The organism is Mesorhizobium australafricanum (assembly GCF_033977265.1).
GTDB classification, from domain to species: Bacteria; Pseudomonadota; Alphaproteobacteria; order Rhizobiales; family Rhizobiaceae; genus Mesorhizobium; species Mesorhizobium australafricanum.
This window is the reverse complement of the sequence record NZ_JAVIIT010000002.1, coordinates 542,508-564,163: the sequence shown is the minus strand read 5'-3', so window position 1 is coordinate 564,163 and position 21,656 is coordinate 542,508. Positions and strand designations below refer to the sequence as shown.

The following is a 21,656-nucleotide window of genomic DNA, read 5'->3' as shown; positions in this document are numbered from 1 at the left end:
GGAAAGCGACTGGAATGTCGGACTTATCCGCAACGCATTGGGGCTTCGCTCATGTGGACGTCGAAGACGGCCGCGTCGCACGGCTGCGGCCATTCGAGAAGGACGCCAACGCATCCCCGATCCAGGATGGCGTCGCCGAGGCCGTCTACGCCGCTACTCGCGTCGGTCGTCCGCATGTCCGCAAGGGCTGGCTTGAAGGCCGGCGCGACGGACGCGGCGGCGACGCGTTCGTGCCGGTCGACTGGGAGACGGCTTACGATCATGTCGAGCGCGCGCTGCGGCAAGCGCTCGACAATGGCGGCAACGAGGCGATCTTCGCCGGCTCCTATGGCTGGGGGTCGGCGGGCCGGTTCCACCATGCCGCGACGCATCTGAAGCGCTTCCTCAACACGATAGGCGGCTTCGTCGACCAGAAGCAGACCTATTCATTCGCCGCGGGGCAGATCATCTGTCCGCATGTGGTCGGCGACAACCGGATCCTATTCGGCGGCGAGACGACCGTTTGGCCCGCCATCATCGAGAACGCCCGCCTGATCCTCTTCTTCGGCGGCATCAACCTGACGAACGCGCAGGTTTCGGCCGGCGGACTCGGCAACCATGCCACGCCCGACTGGGTATCGAAGGCGCTCCAGCGCGGCATCAGGATCATCAGCATCACGCCGAAGCGCGATGCCGATCCCCGCCTCGCCGGCGTGGAGTGGCTGCCGCTGCGTCCCGGCTCGGATGTCGCGCTGATCCTGGCGCTTGCTCATACGATCGCCGATGAAGGCAGGCTCGATCGCGATTTCATCGATCGCTGCACAAGCGGCTATGACCGTTTCGAGCCTTATCTTCTGGGCCAATCGGACGGCGTGCCAAAGGACGCCGCGTGGGCCTCCCACCAGACCGGTATCGAGCCGCAGATAATCCTGGACCTTGCGCGGGCGTTGGCCGAGTCGCCGTCATTCCTCACGGCCAGCTGGTCGATGCAGCGCCAGGAGAACGGCGAGCAGCCGCTGTGGATGCTGATCGTGCTTTCGGCAATGCTGGGCGAGATCGGGCGGCCCGGAGGCGGAGTCTCCTTCGGCTACGGCTCCGTCGGCAATCGCGGCGAGCCGCGCCCGCTCGTCTCCTCGCCAAGCTTCAGCGCCGGCAAGAATCCGCTCGGCCGCTTCATCCCCGTGGCGCGGGTCGCGGACATGCTGCTTCATCCAGGCGAGACGATTCGCTTCGACGACCTCGACCTCGTCTATCCGCGCATAGATCTTGTCTGGTGGGCGGGCGGCAATCCGTTCCACCACCATCAGGACCTGAACCGGCTGGTCGAGGCCTTCCAGAAGCCTTCGACGATCATCGTCAACGAGATCTGGTGGACGGCGACGGCGCGGCATGCCGATATTGTGCTACCTGCCACTACATCGCTGGAGCGCAACGACCTTTCCGGTTCACCGACAGATCGGTTCAGCGCGGCGATGCGTCGCCAGATCGATCCGGTCGGCGAAGCGCGCTCCGAGTTCGACATCTTCCTTCCGCTCGCCGCCCGGTTCGGGACCGAGGCGCTCTATGCCGAAGGTCTGGACGAGATGGGCTGGATACGCCGCATCTATGAGGATTTCCGGACCAGGGCTGTCGGGGTCGGCGCCGAGCTGCCGGAGTTCGATGCGTTCTGGGAGAAGGGCTATGTCGAATTGCCGGTGCCCGAACGCCACTACACACTGTTCGAGGATTTTCGCCGCGACCCCGAACGCCACCCGCTCGCCACGGCGTCTGGCAAGATCGAGATCTGGTCGTCATTTATCGAACAGGCCGGGCATGCGGACGTCCATCCCCATCCGCGCTGGGTGGAGCCCGTCGAATGGCTGGGCACTGCCGAAGCAGGACAGCTGCATCTCGTCTCGCCGCAGCCATCCACGCGGCTGCATAGCCAACTCGACGGCGTCGGCGTGAGCCGCAGAAGCAAGGTCGCCGGACGGGAGCCGGTGTTGATAAACCCGATCGATGCCGCCGCGCGTGGGATCGCCGACGGCGATGTCGTCCTCATCCGCAACGCCAGGGGACGTTGCCTGGCGGGCGCCAAACTGTCTGAGGATATCATGCCGGGCGTCCTGTCGCTGCCGACGGGGGCTTGGTATAGTCCGGTCGAACCAGGAAAGGCGTCCTCGCTTGATCTTCACGGCAACCCCAACATGCTGACCACCAACCGGCCGACAAGTTCGCTGTCACAGGCGCCGGCTCAGCATTCGGCGCTGGTTTTCCTTTCCAAAGCCAACATCTATGATCAGCCGCAGATTCATCGCGGCGGCCCGGGAGCGCCGCAAGGCCAGACAAACGTTGTATGAGTGATCGGTTCACCACCATAGAAAGGCGATCGATCTGGCAGGAAGTTGCCAGCCAGATCAGCCAGATGATCGACAACGGGGTCATGGCGCCGGGCGAGAAGCTGCCCAGCGAGCGCGAGATGTGCCAGCAGTTCGGCATCAGCCGGATCAGCCTGCGCGAGGCGCTGCGTGCCCTGGAACGGCAGGGATTCATCGAAGTGCATGCGGGCCGCGGCGCTTTCGTCCGCTCGCCGGCGGACCGGAGCCAGCATGTGCTGCAGGCCTGGATCAGCATGGGCGCCGACAACGTCGCCAAGGTGTTCGAGCTGCGCAAGCTGTTCGAACCGAACCTGGCGGCGCTCGCCGCCCGCAGCATCACCGGCGAGAATATCGACCGCCTGCGGGCCGCGATCGAGGCGTTGAGGGTAAATCTCAACGATCCCGAGAAGGCGATCGAGGCGGATGCCGACTTCCACCGGATACTGGGAGAAAGCACCGGCAATCCGCTGATCGAGAGCCTCGTCCACTTCGTCATGACGGCGACTGGCGCGGAACGGTCCGTGACGCTGAACTCGACCAAAGGGGTCAAGCAGGCGCTGCTCGGTCACGAGCGCATTCTCGAACGAATCGTCGCCAGGGACGAGGCCGGGGCCCGCCAGGCCATGGAGGCCCATCTGGCCGACGCGGTCCGCTTCGCGTCCGGCAAACGGTGACGGCGCCTAGAACGATTCTGCTTTTCACAGGATCGCTGACTCGCTCTAAGCCTTTGTTTTTCCGCAATTCCGGACGGAAACCGCTCCGCATTTTCCTGGAATTGCTTTGGGGTTACGGCGTTCCGCTCACTTTCTGCTCGAAAGCCGCGCAGGGCTAAATTGAAGGTTCCTTCAAATCTGGGCTAATATTGGCGCGCCAGTTTGCATGGAGTTCGATTTGGATCAGCTTGCAAGCCACTCGAAGCGCGGTCGCGGGCGGCCGCGCAATGAGTTCGAAGACACGGGCAGCGCGGATGTCTTCCGCCGCATTGCACGCGAATCGAGGCTCGACAGATCCAACGCCGTGCCGCTCTGGGTCCAGCTCAAGAACGCTATTTCCGATGCGATCCTTAAGAAGGACCTGGTCCCCAGCGCGAGGTTGCCCTCGGAACAGACGCTGTGCGAGATTTTCGAGATTTCCCGGCCTGTGGTGCGAGCCGCGATCGCCGGCCTTGCGGCGGAAGGCCATCTGGCGCGCGTCCCGCGAAAGGGGATCTTCGTTTCCGTGCCGCGCATGGAGACGAACTTCCTGACCTCCAACGTTTCCGTGCATAGCGATCTCACCGCGCGCGGCCACAACGTGACGTCGAAGGCCTTCGAGTTCCGCCGCTGCGAGCCGGACGATGCCGAGCGCCAGGTGTTTGGCATACCCGACGGCGGCACAGTCGTGCGCATCGGCCGCATCTACTATTCGGACGGCAAGGCGATCACCAACACGCTGATCTCGCTGCCCGGCCACCGTGTTCCGGGCTTCGAGAACCTCGACATCGAGGGGCAGTCGATCTTCCAGATCCTGAAGGAAAAATACGGCCTCGTCTCGAAGCGGGCCGAGCGCTGGTTCTGCGCCGCGATGCCGGATGCCAAGGTCGCGCAGATGATGGGCATCCAGATGAGCGTGCCGCTGATCTCAATCGAATCGATCGCCTACGATCCGGACGATGTCCCACTCGAATACTATCGCGCCTACTACAATTCCGCCGTGGCGCGCATCCATGTTTCGACCACCGGCGTGAACAACTAGCGGCGCGATCGTGCCCTCTTTGGGCAGTCCCGCTCAGCGTTCCAGGCAGATCGCAACGCCCTGGCCGCCGCCGATGCAGAGCGTCGCCAGCCCCTTGCGGGCGCCCGAGCGTCGCATTTGATGCGCGAGCGTCACAACGATGCGCGCGCCCGAACCCGCCAGCGGATGGCCGAGCGCGATAGCGCCGCCGAGGCGGTTGATGCGGGCAGGGTCCCATCCCATTTCGCGGTTGACGATGATCGCCTGCGCGGCAAAGGCCTCGTTGACCTCGAGGATATCGAGGTCATCGACCGTCCAGCCGGCGATTTCCAGCGCGCGGCGCGACGCCGCGATGGGTCCCAGGCCCATGTCCATCGGCTCGACCGCAGCCGACGCATAGGCCGCGATGCGCGCAAGCGGTTCGAGGCCATGGCTGCGCAACGCGTCTTCGCTCGCGACCAAAGTCGCCGCCGCGCCGTCATTCAGGCCGGACGAGTTGCCGGCTGTCAGCGTGCCCTCTGGATCGAAGGCCGGCCGCATCGCCGCCAGCTTGTCGAGCGTCGTTTCCGGGTTGGGATGCTCGTCGCGTTCGACGACGCCGGGCTTGCGGCCGCGATCGATCGTCGCCGGCGCCAGTTCTGACTCGAACGCATTCGCCGCCATGGCGGCGGCGGCCCTGCGCTGCGATCCAAGCGCGAATTCGTCCTGCTCGGCGCGGGTCACCTGGTAGCGCGACGCCAGGCGCTCGACCGTGGTTCCCATATGGACGTCGTGGAAGGCATCCCACAGACCGTCGACCACCATGGAGTCAACCAGCCGCTGGTCGCCTGAGCGCACTCCAGTGCGAACGCCATAGAGCAGGTGAGGGGCCTGGCTCATCGAATCCTGGCCGCCGGCGACGATGAGGTCGGCGTCGCCGCATTTGATCGCCTGCGCGGCAAGATGGAGCGAGCGTTGGCCGGCGCCGCAGACCTGGTTGACGCCCATGGCCGGGGTGGTGACCGGCAAACCGGCCTTGAGCGCCGTCTGGCGCGCAGGGTTCTGGCCGGCGCCGCCAGTCAGCACCTGCCCCATGATGACCTCGTCGATCGCACCGGGATCGAGGTCGGCATCCTTCAGCAGGGCGGCCGTCGCCACCGCGCCGAGCTCGGAGGCCGAAAGCACACTCAGCGCGCCGTTCAGCTTGCCGATCGGCGTGCGCCTTGCGGCGGCGATGTAGGCGCTGCGCATGCTCACCTCCTAACCTTAATTTTGATTATAATCAAAAATAGCGACGGTGCGCAACGTCGGCTTCCCGGCCATTTTCTTGTTGTCAGCTCGACTGTTGTCAACTTATAAGGTGGTCAGACCAGCTTACTGAGGTGTTTGGCGTAGAGAAGGCTGGTTGAGTTGGCGTTGGGAGGGCCGTCGAAAAAACTTCAGCGAGCGGATTGACAGGGTCCGCTTCGGTCGACATGATTTCTGGTAACAATCAGAATTGCCGAGCGCCCGAGAATTCGAGAAGGCGTCCGGTGCGAGCTCAAGGGCTCTGGAGGAAGCGTTGGACTACCCAGGTCAGTTTCGTCTCGATGGAATGGTCGCTGCCGTCACGGGCGCGGCGAGCGGCATAGGCCTGGAGGTCTGTCGGGCGTTCGGCTCGGCGGGTGCCAGCATCGTCATGCTCGATCGCGCCGCCGATCAGCTTGCCGCGCGCCGCGATGAACTCGTCGGGGCGGGCCTCACCGTCGCCGGCTATGCCTGCGACGTCACCCGTCCCGCCGAGGTCAATGCCGTGGCCGAACGTGTCGAGAGGGAACACGGCCGCGTCGACGTCCTTGTCAACAGCGCCGGCATTGCCGTGCTCCATTCCGCCGCCGACTGCACCGACGAGGACTGGCTGCGGGTGATGGATGTCAACGTCAACGGCACGTTCTGGCCGTCGCGCGCCTTCGGCGCCGGCATGGTTCGGCGAAAGTCTGGCTCGATCGTCAATCTGGGTTCGATGTCCGGGATCGTCATCAACCGGCCGCAGCACGCCTCGAGCTACATGGCCTCGAAGGGCGCCATCCATATGCTGACCAAGGCGCTGGCCGCGGAATGGGCGAAGGATGGCGTGCGCGTCAATGCGCTCGCACCCGGTTATGTGGCGACCGAGATGACGCTCAAGATGCGCGAGCGCCCGGACCTGTTCAACACTTGGCTCGACATGACGCCCATGGGGCGCTGCGGGGAGCCCAGCGAAATCGCCGCGGCGGCGTTGTTCCTGGCGTCGCCCGCGTCCAGTTACGTCACCGGCGCCATCTTGTCGGTCGACGGCGGCTACACGGTTTGGTGAGGGGAATGCCTGTGTCGAGCCTGACTGAAATCGAGCGCCGCCAGTCGATCATCAGCTACTGCCTGCTGATGAATGAACTCGGCATCAACCAGGGCATGTCCGGCAACATCAGCCTGCGCCATGGCGACGGCCTGCTGATAACGCCGACGAGCATTCCCTACGATCGACTCGAGCCCGAGGATATCGTCTACCTCGCGGCCGACGGCACGCCGACCGGCAGGCGACCACCGTCGAGCGAATGGCGCTTCCATCGCGACATCCTGCATGCGCGCAAGGACGTCAACGCCGTTATCCACGCGCACCCGACCTATTGCGCCATCCTGGCCATCATGCACCGGCCCATTCCGCCCATCCACTACATGATCGCGGTGGCCGGCGGGCACGACATACGCTGCGCGCCCTATGCGCTGTTCGGGTCGGAGGAGCTGTCGCGGCACGCCGTCGAAGCGCTCGAGCAGCGTCGCGCCTGCCTTCTTGCGCATCACGGCATGATCTCGGTCGGCAGCTCGCTCGAAAAGGCGATGTGGCTGGCGGTGGAGGTCGAGACGCTCGCCCGGCAATATCACGGCTGCCTGCAGATCGGCGAACCGCCGCTGCTGACGATTGAACAGATTCAGGAGGTCGCCACGAAGATGGCCGGTTACGGCCAGACCGAATGAGTCGCACCAGCTTTTGCCGCGTATCGCGGTAAAGTCCGCCGGGGTGGCCCGGCATTCAAGGGAGGAACCCGGAATGAAGACCATAAAAGCATTGATGCTTGCCGCAACCGCACTGGCAACCATGGCTTTCGCCGCGCAGTCGAGCGCAGAGGAATTGTCGCTCAAGGGCAAGAAGATCGGCGTCACCGTCATCGGCACCGATCACGATTGGGATCTGCGCGCCTATCAGGGCCAGATCGACGAGATCAAGCGTCTCGGCGGCGAGGCGATCGCCCTCGACGCCGGCCGCAACGACCAGACCCAGATCACCCAGATCCAGACACTGATCGCGCAAAAGCCGGACGCCATCATCGAGCAGCTCGGCAACATCCAGGTGCTGACCCCGTGGCTGCAGAAGATCAAGGACGCGGGCATTCCGCTGTTCACGGTCGATACCGCCACGCCGCTCGCCATCAACAACACCACGTCGAACAACTACAACATCGGCGCCGAACTCGCGTTGCAGATGGTCAACGACATGGGCGGCAAGGGCAATGTGCTGGTCTTCAACGGCTTCTACAGCGTGCCTGTCTGCAAGATCCGCTACGACCAGATGAAGTACGTTCTGACCAATTTCCCGGACGTCAAGATCATCCAGCCCGAGCTGCGTGACGTCATCCCGAACACCGTGCAGTCGGCTCAGTCGAACATCACGGACATGCTGACCAAATATCCGAACGACGGTGACGTCAGCGCCATCTGGGCCTGCTGGGACGTTCCGATGGTCGGCGCGACACAAGCGGTCGAGCAATCCGGCCGCAAGGGCGTGCGCACCTATGGCGTCGACGGCAGCCCGGACTTCACCGCCATGGTCGCCGACCCGAACTCGCCGGCGGCGGCGGTGGCCGCGCAGCAGCCCTACGAGATCGGCAAGACGGCGGCGCAGAACGTCGCCAAGCATCTGGCCGGCCAGAAAATCCCGCCGTTCACTTTCGTTCCCGCGGTGCTGATCACCAAAGAGAACGCCGCGCAGACCGCAGGACCATTCCTCCCCAAGAAGTAGCGCAAACTGGCCGGCGGCGGCATCATGCCGCCGCCGGCACTTTCACGCGGGACGGACGACGCCATGGCCGACATACTTGCCATCGAAATGACCGGCATCACCAAAACCTTCGGCGCGGTGAAGGCATTGGTCGATGCCGACCTCAAGGTCGCCCGGGGCACCATTCACGGCCTCGTCGGGCAGAACGGCGCGGGCAAGTCGACCATCATCAAGATCCTGGCCGGCATCTATTCTCCAGACGCCGGCAAGGTCGTCATTAACGGCGAGCAGGTGACGCGCCTGACACCTGCTTCCGTCGAGAAGCTCGGCGTGCATTTCATCCACCAGGAGCGGCTCCTGGTTCCGACCGCCACGGTTGCGGAAGCCGTGTTCGTCAATCATGAGCCGCGGTTCGGCCCGTTCATCCGCAGCGGCGCGATGAAGCGCGAGGCAGAGGCCCTCATCAAACGCTATTTCGAGATCGACCTGCCGGCCGACACGCTCATCAAGGACCTGACGACGGCGCAGCAGAAGATCGTCCAGATCACCCGAGCGCTCGCCCGCAAGGCGTCCATCCTCGTCCTCGACGAGCCGACAGCGGCGCTGGTCAAGCGCGAGGTCAACAGCCTGTTCTCGGTGCTTCGCCGGCTGCGCGACGACGGTCTCGCCGTGATCTTCATCTCGCATTACATGCAGGAGATCGAGGAGCTCTGCGACGTCGTGACCGTGATGCGCAACGGCACTGATGTCGGCGTGGTCGAGCCGAGGGCGACGTCGATCGACGAGATTGTCGCCATGATGATCAACCGCGACGTCGGCGAGATGTATCCGCGCCGCTCGCATCCTCTCGGCGACACGCTGCTCAAGGCCGATCATCTTTCGAGCCAGGGGCATTTCTCAGCCATCAGCTTCGAGGTTCGCAGCGGCGAGATACTCGGTATCACCGGGCTGCTTGGCTCCGGCGTGAAGGAGCTGGTCGAATGCCTGTTCGGCCTCGAAACGCCCGACGGCGGCACGATCTCGATCGAAGGCAAGGTCAGGCGCTATCCAAATCCGAACAGCGCGGTCAGGAGCCGCGTCGCCCTGGTGCCGGAAGACCGGCGCGCCCATGGCGTCGCCATTGACCTGTCGGTGCGCGACAACATTACGCTCGCAAGCCTCGACCGCTACATGAAGGCAGGCTTCGTGTCCCGCGCCCGCGAGGCGGAGTCGGTCGACGCGCTGATCAGGGAACTGTCGATCAAGACCCCGCATCGCGACCACCCTGTACGCAATCTGTCGGGCGGCAACCAGCAGAAGGTGACTTTGGCCAAATGGCTGAGCTGCCAGAGCCGCGTCTATGTTCTCGACGAGCCGACGGTGGCGGTGGATGTCGGAGCCAAGGTCGAGATCTACAACCTCCTCAACCGGCTCGCGTCCGAGGGGGCGGCCATATTGTTCATGTCGTCGGACCTGCTCGAAATCGAAGGCTTCTGCGATCGCGCCATCACCGTCTATCGCGGCCAACTCAGTGGCGAGTTCTCCGGCGATCGGCTGAATAGCGACGCACTTTTGGCGGCGGCCTCCGGCGCCGGCAGTCGCGAAGGAGCGGCGGCATGAGCGCGGTCGCCGACACGATGAATACACCTGCTCGCAGTGGCGGCAGCAGGCTGGCGACATTTGCGATCCGGCTCGGCGCGCTCGCGATGTTCGTGCTGATCATGCTCTATTTCGCGGTCACCGCGCCGGGCTTCCTCAGCGCCTTCAACATCGTCAACGTTATCGAGCAGTCCGCCATCCTCGGCGTGCTGGCCTTCGGCGTAGCTGTCGTCATCATCGGCGGCGGCTCCGATGTACAGACCGGCGGCATCGATCTCTCCATCGCCGCCAATGCCGGCCTGTGCGCCGCCGTCTACGCCCTGATGACCAATGCCGGCTACGATCAGCTCCTTGCGGTCGCCGCGACCTTCGCGACAGGGATGGCGATCGGCTGCCTCAATGCGTTTGCCGTGGTGTGGCTGCGCATCCTGCCGCTTCTCGCGACGCTGGCGGCGATGAACATCGCGGCGGGCCTGGAACTCACCATCACGGAGAATACGGTTGTCGGCACGACATCGCCGCTGCTGACGCTGCTCGCGGGCGGCAGGTTCCTCGACATTTCGGCGCTCGCCTGGGTGCTGATCCTGTTCGCGCTCCTGAGCGCGCTGGTGATCCATCGGACGCCGGTCGGCGTGCGCCTCTATGCCGTCGGCGGACATCCCGAGGCGGCGCGCGCCGCAGGCCTCGGCACCGCGCGATATGTTGCCGGCACCTACATCTTCTCAGGCTTCTGCGCGGCCTTCGCCAGTATCCTCATCGTCTCGCGGCTGAGCGCCAGCACGCCGGGCACGGGGGAACTGCTGCTGTCAGTGCTGGCGGCCGCCTTGCTCGGCACGGTGTTTTCGCGCCGCTTCATCCCCACCATCGGCGGCACGCTGCTGGCGGTGATCTTCATCGGCTTCCTGGCCAACGGCTTCCAGCTGCTCAGCATCTCCAGCTATTGGGTGAGCGGCGTGCAGGGTGCGCTGATCCTGCTCGTGGTCGCCGTCACCACCTTCGCCCGACCACAGGAGCATTGACGATGGCGGTAGAGGCCGTGCGTTCTTCCTTCAAGCCCGCCGAGCACAAGTCGACGATCGCGGTGCTCGTGGCATTCGCGGCGGTGTTCGTTTTCTTCGCGATCAGCGCGCAGGGCTTTCTGTCGCTCGCCAACTTCCTCAACGTTCTGGTCAACAACGTCGTGCTGCTCGCGGTCGTCGCGCTCGGCATGACGCTGGTGGTGACCGCCGGCGGCATCGACCTCTCGGTTGGGGTGTCGCTCGACCTGGCGAGCCTGGTGTTCATTGCCATGCTCGCGGCTGGCTACTGGCCGCCGCTGGCAATCGCCGGCGGACTGGCGGCGGCGCTCCTAGTCGGGCTCGCCAACGCTGTTTTGATTGCCAGGATGAAGATCAGCCCCTTCCTGGCGACGCTCGGCATCCTGTTCATAGGCCAGAGCGTGCAGCGGCTGGCCACCAATGGCGGGCAGCCGATCTACCTGACCACCGGCGCCTATACGCCGGTTTTCGCGGCGATCTCGCGCTCGAGCTTCCTTGGACTGCCGACGCCGGTCTGGATCCTGATCGGCTGCACCATCGTGTGCTATCTGGCGCTCCACCGCATGGGCTTCGGCCGCTATGTGCGGGCCATCGGCGCCAAGCCGGGCGTTGCCTGGTATTCCGGCATCCGCGTGCCTTTCACGCTGGCTAAGGTCTATGTCGGTGCCGCATTCCTTTGCGGCATTGCCGGCATCATCCTGTCGTCCAGCGTCCGCTCCTACGTGCCGATGTCCGGCAACGCCTTCCTGCTCGACGCGATCGGCGCGACCTTCATTGGCACTGCGCTCGGCCGCGACATGCGGCCAAGCGTGGTCGGCACGATCCTCGGCGTCGTCCTTCTGGCGCTGGTCAAGAACGGCCTGCTGCTCATCGGCTGGAACTTCTACTGGCAGCAGGTCGGTATCGGCGTGCTGGTCTTCCTCGTGCTTGCGATGAGCTTCGGCCTGCGCCGCAGGGGCGACTGATACGGAGTGAAAATGACAACCTACGACGTGAGCTCGATCGGGTTCTACGTGCTCGATATTCTCGGGCGCCCGGTTACACGCATCCCTGAAGGCGGCCGCGCCGACTTCATCCAGGAGATCCGTATGACGGTGGCCGGCACCGCCGGCGCGACTGCCGTCGACTGCGCGATCTTGGGTCTCAAGACACAGGCGGTGACCACGGTCGGCGATGACGAGATGGGCGATTTCCTCGTCGCCAAGATGGAGAAGTTCGGGGTCGACTGTTCGATGGTCGAGCGTGACGATTCCGTGCAGACTTCGGCCACCATCCTGCCGGTGCGCCCGAACGGCGAACGCCCGGCGCTGCATGTGCCGGGCACCGCCGCAACCTTCACAATTGCGCCCGAGAAGCTGGTGGCGGCGCTCGACGCCAGGATCGTGCATCTTGGCGGCACCGGCCTGCTCAAGAGCTTCGACGGCGAGCCCAGCGTGGCGCTGTTGAAGCGGGCCAAGGAACTCGGCCGCATCACCACCTTCGACCTCATTCAGGCCACGCCCGAGACGTTCAGGCTGGTCAAGCCGATGATGCCTCATATCGACTATTTCGTTCCCTCCATCGAGGAGGCGTCCGAGATGGCCGGCCTGCGTCACCCGAAGGAGGTGGCCGCCTTCTTCAAGGAGCTCGGTGCCAGGAACGTTCTGCTGACGATGGGCGGCGAGGGCGTCTATGTCTCGCCCGAGGACGGAGCAGACTACCACCTGCCGGCGCATGCGATCGATGTCGTCGATACCACCGGCTGCGGCGATTCCTTCACGGCCGGCATCATCGTCGGGCTCGCTCACGGCTGGCCGCTCAGGGACTGCGCCCGCTTCGCCTCGGCGGTCGCCGCCAAGGTCGCGATGGGTCTCGGCTCAGACGGCAAGCTGAAGTCCTTCGACGACACGATGGAAGCGATGAACAACCTGCCGCTGCGCAAGAGCGCGTGACGCGAACTGGAGAAGAAGAACATGGCGAATGCATTGGACAAGGTCGCGGTGGTGACGGGCGCGGCACGCGGCATCGGCCGCGCGCTTGCGGTCGGATTTGCCGAGGCCGGCTATGACGTCGCGATCACCGATCTGCCCTCGCAGGCCCAAGGGCTCGCCGAGACTCGCGCCACGATCGAGGCTCGGGGGCGCAAGGCCTGGGTCGAGCAGATGGACATTTCCAGGAAGGCGGAGGTCGATGCCGCCTTCGGGCACATCCTCGATCAGGCCGGCAAGATCGACGTGCTGGTCAACAATGCCGGCATCCTGAAGCCATCGCTGCTCCAGGATCTGTCGGAAAAGGACTGGGATGCGCATATGGATGTGAACACCAAGGGCGTGCTTCTGGCATGTCAGGCGGCGCTGCCGTCGATGCGCAAGCGCAAGTCGGGACGCATCGTCAACATCGCCTCGATCGCCGGCCGGCAGGGGGTGGCAACGCAAGGGCATTACGCAGCGACGAAGGCGGCAGTGATCACGCTGACGCGCGTGTTCGCGCAGGAGGTGGGCGCCGACGGGATCACCGTCAACGCGATCTGCCCCGGTATCATCCTGACCGAAATGGGCAAGAACAATCTCGGCAGCGAGGAGGCGATCCGACACTGGGAGCAGGTGACGGCGCTGAAGCGTCTTGGACAGCCGGAGGACATCATCGGCCCGGCACTGTTCTTCGCCTCCGACCAGTCGGCCTTCGTGACCGGTCAGGCGCTCAACGTCTGCGGCGGCATCTATTTCCATTGAGCGGCGACGGCCCCGACGGTCGCCCTCTACATCACGCCAGGAAATCGAGGCCGCCTCCACGGCTTCGCGCCTTTATCCTATCGAGGAGTGCCATGCGCAACATTGACAAATTCTATATCGACGGCAAATGGGTCGCCCCCTTGTCGAAGGTGACGCACAGGCTGATCAATCCGGCTGACGAGACGCCGATCGCCGAAATCCCGATGGCCGACGCCGCCGATGTCGATCGCGCCGTTGCCGCGGCGAAAGCCGCCTTCGAAACCTATTCGATGACCAGCCGCGACGAGCGTCTCGTGCTGCTTCGCCGGCTGCTCGACCTCTACAATGCCGCCTATGACGAAATCGCCGAGCTGATGACGAGGGAGATGGGCACGCCCATCGCCTTTTCGAAGTCGGCCCAGGCCTGGGTCGGACAGGCCCATCTGGAGGCGGCGATCGCGGCGCTTGAAAAGGCGAAGCTGGAAGAAGTGCACGGCTCGACCCTGATCTCGAAGGAGCCGATCGGCGTCTGCGCCCTGATCACGCCGTGGAACTGGCCGATGAACCAGCTGGTGGTGAAGGCGGCTCCGGCGCTCGCAGCCGGCTGTACCATGGTCGCCAAGCCATCGGAATTCTCGCCGCTTTCGTCGATACGATTCGCGGAACTGGTCCACGAGGCGGGCTTTCCGGCAGGCGTCTACAATCACATCACCGGCCATGGTGAGGCGGCCGGCGAGGCGCTGTCGCGCCATCCGGACGTCGCCATGGTTTCGATCACCGGCTCGACCCGCGCCGGCGTCGCCGTTGCGCGCGCTGCCGCCGACACGGTCAAGCGTGTGGCCCAGGAGCTCGGCGGCAAGTCGGCCAACATCATCATGCGCGATGTCGACCTGGAGAAGGCGGTGAAGGACGGCGTCAACGCCTGCTACGTCAATTGCGGCCAGGCCTGCCGCGCGCCCTCGCGCATGCTGGTTCCTGCCGAGCGCATGGAGGAAGCCAAGGCCTGGGCGACGGAAGCCGCGGATGCGCATACTGTCGGCTCGCCTAACGAAGACGTGGTGCTAGGCCCGGTCGTCAACGAGCTGCAATTCAATCGCATCCAGGCGCTGATCGAGAAGGGCATCGCGGAAGGCGCCACGCTGGTGACCGGCGGTCCCGGCCGGCCCGCCGGGCTCAACCGCGGCTACTACGTCCGCCCGACTGTGTTCGGCGATGTCACCAACGAGATGACGATCGCACGCGAGGAGATCTTCGGACCCGTCATCACCCTCATCGGCTACGAAACCGATGAGGACGCCATCCGCATCGCCAACGACACGGTCTACGGTCTGTCGGGCTATATCCAGTGCGCCGACATCGAGAAGGCCCGCGCGATCGCGCGCCGGCTGCGTGTCGGCTCGATCTGGATCAACGGTGCTGATTGGGATCCGCGCGCACCGTTCGGCGGCTACAAGCAGTCAGGCAACGGACGGGAGCATGCGGAATGGGGCTTCGAGGATTACCTCGAGGTCAAGTCGACGGCAGGATACGCGGCCTGACGCCATGAACGCGCCGTCGCAATCAACCGATCGACCGCAGCCAGTCGCGGACATCCTCTGGCGGCCGGGCCGAGAAGCCGCCGAGGCCTCCGGGCTGGCGCGCTTCGCATCAGCCGAGGGCTTCGATCCCGCCGATTACCGCAGCCTGCACGCCTGGTCCATCAGCGATCTCGGCGGCTTCTGGAGCGCGGTCTGGGATTTCGCCGGCGTCATCGGCGACAAGGGCGAAACGGCCTTCTTGGCCTCCGAGGAAGCCTGGATGACGGGCGCACGCTTCTTTCCCGAAGCGCGGCTGAACTTCGCCGAGAACATGCTGGCGCGGGCAGGGGACGGCGTTGCGGTCCATTATTGCGACGAGACGGGCCGCGACATCCGGGTGAACGGGACGGAGCTGAGGGCACGCGTGGCGCGCGTGGCGGACGGGCTGCGCGAGGCCGGGATCGTGCCCGGAGACCGCGTTGCCGGAATCCTGCCCAACACGATCGACGCCTTGGTGGCGCTGCTCGCCGCCGCTGCGACCGGAGCCGTGTGGACCTCCTGCTCGCCTGATTTCGGCAGCGCGGCGATCATCGACCGTATCGGCCAGGTCGGGCCGATGGTGCTGTTCGTCGCGCCCGACTACATCTATGCCGGAAAACGTCACGACATTCGTGACCGCATCGCCGAAGTGCTTGCATGCATCGCCAGCGTCGAACTGGTCGTCGTCAGCGGCGCGTCCGCCGACACCGTCGAGACGGGAAGCGTGCGCAAGGCGAGCCAGGATGGCTTCGGCTCCGGAGACGCGCTCGAATTCGCGCGAGTGCCGTTCGATCACCCGCTCTACATCCTCTACACTTCCGGCACGACCGGCACTCCCAAGGCGATCGTCCACCGCACCGGCGGCGTCATCCTGCAGCACCTGAAGGAACATCTCCTGCACGGCGACGTGCGCGAAGGCGACGCGCTGCTCTGGTACACCAACACCGCCTGGATGATGTATCACTGGATGATCTCGGCCATGTGCTGCGGCGCCGCGGTCGTGCTCTATGACGGCGCACCGATCCTGAAGACGGCGGGCGGCCTCGACTGCTCACCGCTCTGGCGCCTTGCCGAGCGCGCCGGGGTCGCGCATCTCGGCATCAGCCCGAAATATCTCGCAACGCTCGCCGCGGAGAACTATCGGCCTGCGGACCACCACGACCTGGCGAAGCTGCGCGCGCTGATGTCGGCAGGCGCCCCGGTGATGCCGCACCAGTTCGACTGGGTCTACGCGGCGATCAAAGGCGACATGATGTTCGCCTCGATCTCCGGCGGGACCGAAATCCTCGGCTGCTTCCTGCTCGGCTCGCCCATGCATCCGGTGCGCCGCGGCCAGTTGACGGTGCCGGCGCTCGGCCATGCGGTCGGCGTGATGGACGATCGCGGCGCGGCGGTGATCGGCCGGCGCGGCGAACTGGTCTGCACCGAGCCCTTCCCGTCGATGCCGCTTACCTTCTGGGGGGAGGGCGGTTGGGAACGCTATCTGGGCACCTATTTCGCCGATCGTCCGGAGATCTGGACGCATGGCGACGTCGCGGAGTTGATGCCATCCGGCGGCGGCATCGTTCATGGCCGGTCCGACAGTACGCTGAAGCCGGGCGGGGTGCGCATCGGCACGTCGGAAATCTATGCCGCCTGCGAGACCTTTGCGGAGATCGAGGACGGCGTCGTCTTCGGCGTCAGCGCCGATGGCGACGAGGAGGTGGTGCTCTGCCTCAAGGCGAAGCCCGGCGCCGTCGTCGATGCCGAACTGGTCAAGCGGATCAGGGCGAGGATCCGTGCGGATGCCTCGCCGCGCCATGTGCCGGCGCGCATCCATCTCGTCTCGGACATTCCCTATACGATCAACGGCAAGCGGATGGAGGGTGCGGCCCGCGCGGCGGCAAATGGCGGCAAGGTCAAGAACCTCGGATCGCTGGCAAACCCCGCTTGCCTCGCCGAGTATGGCGCGCTCGACCGGAGTGCAGCGCTATGAGGGCCTGGAACGCGGTTGCCATCGCCGGCATCGGCGAGCTCAAGCCGGTGCGACGGACCGAGGGCGTCACCACCCTCGAACTGATTGCCGAAGCCTCGCGCCGCGCCGTGGTGGACGCCGGGCTCGTTCCGCGAGAGGTCGACGGCCTGCTTGTCGGCCCGCAGGTGGGTGAGACGCCGCAGCATGTGCCGGCGACGGTGGCCGAATATCTCGGGCTGAAGCCGACCATGGCCAATGTGGTCGACCTCGGGGGCGCGTCGGGGCCTGGGATGATCTGGCGCGCCGCGGCGGCAATCGATGCCGGCATGTGCGACACGGTGCTGTGCGTGCTTGCCAACCACCGTGACGACGAAGCACCGCGCTCGCCCAACCGCAACCCGATCCGCGAGTTCGACGTGCCCTTCGGCGCATCGGGCGCCAACATCTCCTATGCCCTGCTGATGCAGGCGCATATGGCGGCCCATGGCTGCCCGCCGGAGGATTATGCGGCCATCGCCGCCGCGGCGCGCGCCAACGCGCAGCGCAACCCGGACGCCATCTTTCACGGCAAGCCGGCGACGGTCGAAGACGTGCTCGCCTCGCCGACGGTCGCCTCGCCGCTGCATCTTTACGAGATCGTCATGCCGGTTGCCGGCGGCGAGGCGGTCGTCGTGACACGGCGCAGAACCGCCGAGTGCGGCCCGCACAAGCCGGTGCGGCTGCTTGGCGCCGGCGAAAAGGTGACGCACCGTGCGGTGTCGCAGGCGCCAAGCCTGACCTCCGGTCCGCTGAAGGACGCCATGGCGCGCGCCTTCGCCCAGTCGGGCCTCGCGCCGCGCGACATGAAGCTGCTGTCGCTCTACGACTGCTACACGATCATGGTCGCCACCACGATCGAGGACGCGGGCTTCTGCGCGCCGGGCGCGTTCGGCGCTTTCATCCGCGACAGCGGCACCGGTGCGGACGGGCTTTATCCGCTCAACACCCATGGCGGCCAACTCGGCTTCGGCCAGCCGGACCTTGCCGGCGGCATGACACATGTGGTCGAGGCGGTGCGGCAGCTGCGCGGCGAGGCGACGGGCCGACAGATCCGAGGCGCGACGACGGCGCTCGTCACCGGCAACGGCGCGACGATGAGCGAAGCCGTGTCCCTGATCCTCGGAGCCGAGGCATGAGCATTTTCTCCGAATTGAAGACTCCCGGGCCGACGGTCATCGCGCTGACGTCGCCGTTCTGGCGGGCGGCGGGCGAGGGCAGGCTTCTCATCCAGCGCTGCGAGGACTGCGGCGAGGCGGTGTTCTATCCGCGCGCGCTTTGCCCGCATTGCTGGTCGAAGAGGCTGAAATGGGAGGAGGCGAGCGGCCGTGGCACGCTGCGCTCCTTCTCCGTCGTCCATAAGCCGGGCCATCCCGGCTGGCTTCCTGCCGTGCCTTATGTGGTGGGTCTCGTCCATCTCGATGAGGGGCCGACCATGACGAGCTTTATCCTGGCTGACGGGGAGCCCAGGGTCGGCGACCCGGTCGCGCTGGAGCCGACCGACATCGGCGGGCGCATCCTGCCGGCCTTTCGCGTGAAACCGTCATCAAGGAGCACATGACATGAGCGAGACCAGGGACGGGTGGGCCGGCACCATCAAGGGCCGGCCAACGATGGGGCAGGCGGCGGAGCGCAGCCGCACCACCAGCATGAAGGATATCATCGCTTTCACCGAAATGACCGGCGACCGCAATCCGGTCCACTACGACCAGGCCCTTGCCGAAAAGACGGCATTCGGCAAGCTTATCGTCCAGGGCGGCGTCACCACCGGCATCCTGAATGCCGTCGTCGCCGAGGACCTGCCTGGACCCGGCACGGTCTTTCTCGGTGTGGAGTGGAAGTTCGTGAAGGCCGTGGGCGTCGATGAGACGATCACGGGCCGTGTGGAGGTAGCCGAGGTGCGCGCCGACAAGCCGATATGCAAGCTGCTGACCGAAGTCCGCGACAGCCAGGGCAATGTCTGCCTGACCGGGACAGCCACCACCTATACGATGCCGCTTCAGGGGCTGTGAGCATGTCGGGCGAGGAGAGGCGCTGGTCGTTCCTCGCGCTGGCTTGTCTGGCCGTCGTTCTTTCGCTCACCACCTGGTTTTCGGCGACGGCGGTGATCCCCGAGCTCAAGGCGCGCTGGCAGCTTGGCGCTGCCGCGGCGGCCTGGCTGACCAACGGCGTGCAAGCGGGCTTCGTCTTCGGCGCGCTGACCTCCTCGATCCTCGGCCTGCCCGACCGCTGGCGGCTCAACCGCATGATGGCGGGCGCGGCGGCGCTGGCGGGGGCGGCAAACCTGGTCCTGCTGACAGAGCCCGGCGCCGTCGTTGCGATCCTCGCCCGGTTCGTCACCGGCATCGCGCTCGCTGGCGTCTATCCGCCGGCGATAAAACTGATGGCGACCTGGTTTCGCAGGGAGCGCGGCCTGGCGCTCGGCCTCCTGATCGCGGCGCTGACACTCGGCTCGGCGCTGCCGCATCTCGTGCGGGCCATCGGCGCGGCCATCGACTGGCGCGTCGTCGTGAGCGCCAGCTCGATCTGCGCCTTCGTCTCCGCAGCGATCTTCGGACGCGCGCTGCATGAGGGACCGTTCCCGTTCGCGCGATCGGTCGTCGATCCGCGCCAGATCGGGGCAATCATCCGCGATCGCCCGGTCATGCTCGCCAATCTCGGCTATTTCGGCCACATGTGGGAGCTCTACGCCATGTGGGGCTGGTTCCTGGCCTATGCGGGTGCCACCGTCGCCGCCGGCAATCCGGTCTTTTCCGGAAACGTGTCCCTGCTTACCTTCGCGGTGATCGCGGTGGGCGCGCTCGGCGCCGCCGGCGGCGGCCTGCTCGCCGACCGTGTCGGCCGCTGCAACACCACCGTGCTGTCGATGGCGCTATCCGGCGCGTGCGCGCTCCTGATCGGCGTCTTCTTCGACGGTCCGTCCTGGCTCTTCGTTGTCGTTGCGCTGGTCTGGGGTGTCTCGGTGATTGCCGACTCCGCGCAGTTCTCCGCCGCCGTGACGGAACTGGCCGAGCCGCATCTCGTCGGATCGGCGCTGGCCCTCCAGATGGGCATCGGCTTCGCAATCACCATCGTCGCCATCTGGACCTTACCGTTTTTCGGCGATGCCATCGGCGGCTGGCGCTGGGCGTTCCTGCTGCTGGTGCCTGGTCCGGCCATCGGCGCAGCCGCCATGCTGGCGCTCCGACGAAATTCGTCAGCAGTCAAGCTCGCAGGGGGCCGCCGTTAGCTAGTGACTTCGAGTGAGAGGCTCAGCGACGGCAGGCGACCGGCCTGGAAGCGCGTGCCCGCATCATGGAACACCGTCTTCATGGGCGTGGGCGCCATGATCATGACGACGCCCGGCCACCTGAACGCCGGGTCCGGCATGATGAGCGAGGCGGGGAGAATAATATAGGTGAGCTCGACCGACTGGCGGGGCGGGCCTGGCTGAACCACTTGGCCGAAGTTGACGTTGGCTGAGCCAACGATTTCGCCGCGCCACTCGCCCGCCACGATCGGCGGCAACTGGCTTTCTGAGCCGATTGATCATTCGCTCTCACCTCTCCACGTAGGTTTGACCGAGGGCAAGGTAGGTCTCCCGCCGGCGCACCTTGTTCTGTTCGTCGAACTCCCAGATATCGGTAAACCGTACGAGGCGCGGTGCCTCATTGGCGCCGTGGCCCTTGAATTGCCCGGTAACAAAGACCCGGGCGGCATCCTCTTGATGGCAGGTCCGATCGAGAGTGTGGGTGCCGCGGATCATCCGTTCATTTCGGTAGAAGTGCTCGATTGCGGCTCTGCCGACATATCTCGCGTCCGCGCGCTCATAAACCGCATCCTCGGAAAACAATGCCATGACGGCATCGATATCCTCGCAATCGACGTCCTAGAGTGTGTCGCCCCTCATATCCGGCAGCTTTGAAGAAGTTTCTGCATTCTGTCGGCTCGAACAGGTGGCAGATGTCGCCGAGCGCTTCGCAAAGTGTGTCGAAGGTTCTGGCCGCCTTCTTGCGCAGCCGCGCCTCGATCGGATTGAGGTCGGGCGAGTATGGCGGCAGGAACAGGAGCCAGGCGCCTCTTTGGCGGACCAACTGGGCTGCGCGCTCGGTCTTGTGGAAGCCGACATTGTCGAGGATGACGACATCGCCGGGCGACAACTGCGGAGCGAGCTGTGTTTCGACATAGCCCTCGAAGATGGTGGCATTCATCGGCGCGTTGACGATCCAGGGCGCGACAAGACCGTGGCATGAACAGCGGAGCCGAATGCCGCTCCCAGCGATAGGCGAAATGCGCGATCACACGGTCCGCCACATCCTCGGCAACATAGATTGTCCGGACCTTGACCTCCGCGCTGATCGTGTCGGCGTGCAGCTTCTCGTAAAACGGTCGCACCGCGACTGTTCCGTAAACCAGCGACACGACAACAACATCTGCGGTAAAGCAGGCCAACATGTCGTCGAGATCGCCAGTCGCCAGTGCCATCAGGTAGCGCCGGACGTTCCAGTGCCTGCGGACATTAACCGGCCCTTTCAGCGTTGCGGTGCGTAGGCGATGCCGATACCTGGCCCCGCTCTCGGATTAATGAGTGGGGGCGTTGAGCTAATGCGTGTCGCCCAGAAGTGTGCAGCGGTTCTGGGACAACGACATGTATCAAAACAAAGACTTAAAGCGCGTCGCCTGAATCCGGTTCAGCGCTACGCGCTTTAGGATTACTGGAAAGCGCCCCGGTGCTTTTCGACGAACTCTCCCACGGTCATAGGCTTGCGACCGCCTATCCACT

The 21,656-nt window shown here is 65.2% G+C and carries 20 protein-coding genes and 2 pseudogenes; 17 read left to right on the top strand and 5 right to left on the bottom strand.

Annotated features, from left to right (window positions below):
• The first annotated feature begins 14 nt into the window (after nt 1–14).
• The 3 genes from RFM98_RS06155 (at nt 15) to RFM98_RS06145 (ending at nt 4,070) form a co-directional block, all read left to right on the top strand.
• A complete protein-coding gene (locus RFM98_RS06155; protein WP_320308003.1) occupies nt 15–2,318 on the top strand; it encodes a molybdopterin-dependent oxidoreductase in 2,304 nt (767 codons plus the stop codon).
• The gene (locus tag RFM98_RS06150; RefSeq protein WP_320308002.1) at nt 2,315–3,010 is read left to right on the top strand and encodes a FadR/GntR family transcriptional regulator; all 696 of its coding nucleotides are present in this window, start codon (nt 2,315–2,317) and stop codon (nt 3,008–3,010) included. The genes RFM98_RS06155 and RFM98_RS06150 overlap by 4 nt, the downstream gene beginning before the upstream one ends.
• A gap of 217 nt (nt 3,011–3,227) precedes the next feature.
• Nucleotides 3,228–4,070: a GntR family transcriptional regulator gene (locus tag RFM98_RS06145; protein WP_320308001.1), complete on the top strand. Its 843-nt coding sequence runs from the start codon at nt 3,228–3,230 to the stop codon at nt 4,068–4,070.
• 33 nt (nt 4,071–4,103) lie between these two features.
• Here the strand turns inward: RFM98_RS06145 and RFM98_RS06140 are convergent, their stop codons facing one another.
• On the bottom strand, nt 4,104–5,279 hold the full coding sequence (locus RFM98_RS06140; protein ID WP_320308000.1) for an acetyl-CoA C-acetyltransferase: 1,176 nt from the start codon (nt 5,277–5,279) through the stop codon (nt 4,104–4,106).
• A 310-nt stretch (nt 5,280–5,589) separates the two neighbouring features.
• Here RFM98_RS06140 and RFM98_RS06135 point away from each other — a divergent pair, with 310 nt between their 5' ends.
• The 14 genes from RFM98_RS06135 (at nt 5,590) to RFM98_RS06070 (ending at nt 20,123) form a co-directional block, all read left to right on the top strand.
• Complete coding sequence (locus RFM98_RS06135; protein ID WP_320307999.1) at nt 5,590–6,363, top strand: SDR family NAD(P)-dependent oxidoreductase; 774 nt, start codon at nt 5,590–5,592, stop codon at nt 6,361–6,363.
• 5 nt (nt 6,364–6,368) lie between these two features.
• Nucleotides 6,369–7,022, top strand: a complete 654-nt coding sequence (locus RFM98_RS06130; RefSeq protein ID WP_320307998.1) for a class II aldolase/adducin family protein — start codon at nt 6,369–6,371, stop codon at nt 7,020–7,022.
• Nucleotides 7,023–7,095: 73 nt separating this feature from the next.
• Entirely contained in the window at nt 7,096–8,064 is a 969-nt protein-coding gene (locus RFM98_RS06125; RefSeq protein ID WP_320307997.1) for a sugar ABC transporter substrate-binding protein, read from the top strand.
• 63 nt (nt 8,065–8,127) lie between these two features.
• Nucleotides 8,128–9,642, top strand: coding sequence for a sugar ABC transporter ATP-binding protein (locus tag RFM98_RS06120; protein ID WP_320307996.1), 1,515 nt, complete (start codon nt 8,128–8,130; stop codon nt 9,640–9,642).
• Entirely contained in the window at nt 9,639–10,640 is a 1,002-nt protein-coding gene (locus tag RFM98_RS06115) for an ABC transporter permease (protein ID WP_320307995.1), read from the top strand. The genes RFM98_RS06120 and RFM98_RS06115 overlap by 4 nt, the downstream gene beginning before the upstream one ends.
• Before the next feature lie 2 nt (nt 10,641–10,642).
• Nucleotides 10,643–11,623, top strand: a complete 981-nt coding sequence (locus RFM98_RS06110; RefSeq protein ID WP_320307994.1) for an ABC transporter permease — start codon at nt 10,643–10,645, stop codon at nt 11,621–11,623.
• Nucleotides 11,624–11,635: 12 nt separating this feature from the next.
• Nucleotides 11,636–12,589 (top strand): carbohydrate kinase family protein, encoded by a 954-nt coding sequence (locus RFM98_RS06105; RefSeq protein WP_320307993.1) that lies wholly within the window; start codon nt 11,636–11,638, stop codon nt 12,587–12,589.
• 21 nt (nt 12,590–12,610) lie between these two features.
• Nucleotides 12,611–13,369 carry an SDR family NAD(P)-dependent oxidoreductase gene (locus RFM98_RS06100; RefSeq protein ID WP_320307992.1) on the top strand — a complete coding sequence of 253 codons (759 nt, stop codon included), beginning with the start codon at nt 12,611–12,613 and terminating at the stop codon, nt 13,367–13,369.
• A gap of 92 nt (nt 13,370–13,461) precedes the next feature.
• Nucleotides 13,462–14,886: an aldehyde dehydrogenase family protein gene (locus RFM98_RS06095; RefSeq protein ID WP_320307991.1), complete on the top strand. Its 1,425-nt coding sequence runs from the start codon at nt 13,462–13,464 to the stop codon at nt 14,884–14,886.
• Between the two features lie 4 nt (nt 14,887–14,890).
• Nucleotides 14,891–16,879, top strand: a complete 1,989-nt coding sequence (locus RFM98_RS06090; RefSeq protein ID WP_320307990.1) for an acetoacetate--CoA ligase — start codon at nt 14,891–14,893, stop codon at nt 16,877–16,879.
• Nucleotides 16,876–18,033, top strand: a complete 1,158-nt coding sequence (locus tag RFM98_RS06085) for a thiolase family protein (RefSeq protein WP_320307989.1) — start codon at nt 16,876–16,878, stop codon at nt 18,031–18,033. The genes RFM98_RS06090 and RFM98_RS06085 overlap by 4 nt, the downstream gene beginning before the upstream one ends.
• Complete coding sequence (locus tag RFM98_RS06080; RefSeq protein ID WP_320307988.1) at nt 18,030–18,455, top strand: Zn-ribbon domain-containing OB-fold protein; 426 nt, start codon at nt 18,030–18,032, stop codon at nt 18,453–18,455. Before RFM98_RS06085 ends, RFM98_RS06080 begins: the two co-directional genes overlap by 4 nt.
• Nucleotide 18,456: 1 nt before the next feature.
• Entirely contained in the window at nt 18,457–18,906 is a 450-nt protein-coding gene (locus RFM98_RS06075) for a MaoC family dehydratase (RefSeq protein WP_320307987.1), read from the top strand.
• A gap of 2 nt (nt 18,907–18,908) precedes the next feature.
• Nucleotides 18,909–20,123: an MFS transporter gene (locus tag RFM98_RS06070; protein ID WP_320307986.1), complete on the top strand. Its 1,215-nt coding sequence runs from the start codon at nt 18,909–18,911 to the stop codon at nt 20,121–20,123.
• Here RFM98_RS06070 and RFM98_RS06065 read toward each other — a convergent pair.
• The 4 genes and pseudogenes from RFM98_RS06065 to RFM98_RS31350 form a co-directional block, all read right to left on the bottom strand.
• Nucleotides 20,120–20,401 carry a hypothetical protein gene (locus RFM98_RS06065; protein ID WP_320307985.1) on the bottom strand — a complete coding sequence of 94 codons (282 nt, stop codon included), beginning with the start codon at nt 20,399–20,401 and terminating at the stop codon, nt 20,120–20,122. The genes RFM98_RS06070 and RFM98_RS06065 overlap by 4 nt on opposite strands.
• 31 nt (nt 20,402–20,432) lie before the next feature.
• Nucleotides 20,433–20,732, bottom strand: coding sequence for a nuclear transport factor 2 family protein (locus RFM98_RS06060; protein WP_320307984.1), 300 nt, complete (start codon nt 20,730–20,732; stop codon nt 20,433–20,435).
• A 49-nt stretch (nt 20,733–20,781) separates the two neighbouring features.
• A pseudogene (locus RFM98_RS06055) lies at nt 20,782–21,114 on the bottom strand (transposase); the annotation flags it as partial.
• A 49-nt stretch (nt 21,115–21,163) separates the two neighbouring features.
• Nucleotides 21,164–21,361 (bottom strand): annotated as a pseudogene (locus RFM98_RS31350) (Cif family virulence factor); the annotation flags it as partial.
• Between the last annotated feature and the right edge of the window lie 295 nt (nt 21,362–21,656).

Coding starts and splice junctions, on each gene's coding strand:
- RFM98_RS06155 (WP_320308003.1), top strand. CDS start 15: ATGTCGGACTTATCCGCAACGCATTGGGGCTTCGCTCATGTGGACGTC.
- RFM98_RS06150 (WP_320308002.1), top strand. CDS start 2,315: ATGAGTGATCGGTTCACCACCATAGAAAGGCGATCGATCTGGCAGGAA.
- RFM98_RS06140 (WP_320308000.1), bottom strand. CDS start 5,279: ATGCGCAGCGCCTACATCGCCGCCGCAAGGCGCACGCCGATCGGCAAG.
- RFM98_RS06130 (WP_320307998.1), top strand. CDS start 6,369: ATGCCTGTGTCGAGCCTGACTGAAATCGAGCGCCGCCAGTCGATCATC.
- RFM98_RS06125 (WP_320307997.1), top strand. CDS start 7,096: ATGAAGACCATAAAAGCATTGATGCTTGCCGCAACCGCACTGGCAACC.
- RFM98_RS06120 (WP_320307996.1), top strand. CDS start 8,128: ATGGCCGACATACTTGCCATCGAAATGACCGGCATCACCAAAACCTTC.
- RFM98_RS06115 (WP_320307995.1), top strand. CDS start 9,639: ATGAGCGCGGTCGCCGACACGATGAATACACCTGCTCGCAGTGGCGGC.
- RFM98_RS06110 (WP_320307994.1), top strand. CDS start 10,643: ATGGCGGTAGAGGCCGTGCGTTCTTCCTTCAAGCCCGCCGAGCACAAG.
- RFM98_RS06105 (WP_320307993.1), top strand. CDS start 11,636: ATGACAACCTACGACGTGAGCTCGATCGGGTTCTACGTGCTCGATATT.
- RFM98_RS06100 (WP_320307992.1), top strand. CDS start 12,611: ATGGCGAATGCATTGGACAAGGTCGCGGTGGTGACGGGCGCGGCACGC.
- RFM98_RS06095 (WP_320307991.1), top strand. CDS start 13,462: ATGCGCAACATTGACAAATTCTATATCGACGGCAAATGGGTCGCCCCC.
- RFM98_RS06090 (WP_320307990.1), top strand. CDS start 14,891: ATGAACGCGCCGTCGCAATCAACCGATCGACCGCAGCCAGTCGCGGAC.
- RFM98_RS06085 (WP_320307989.1), top strand. CDS start 16,876: ATGAGGGCCTGGAACGCGGTTGCCATCGCCGGCATCGGCGAGCTCAAG.
- RFM98_RS06080 (WP_320307988.1), top strand. CDS start 18,030: ATGAGCATTTTCTCCGAATTGAAGACTCCCGGGCCGACGGTCATCGCG.
- RFM98_RS06075 (WP_320307987.1), top strand. CDS start 18,457: ATGAGCGAGACCAGGGACGGGTGGGCCGGCACCATCAAGGGCCGGCCA.
- RFM98_RS06070 (WP_320307986.1), top strand. CDS start 18,909: ATGTCGGGCGAGGAGAGGCGCTGGTCGTTCCTCGCGCTGGCTTGTCTG.
- RFM98_RS06060 (WP_320307984.1), bottom strand. CDS start 20,732: ATGGCATTGTTTTCCGAGGATGCGGTTTATGAGCGCGCGGACGCGAGA.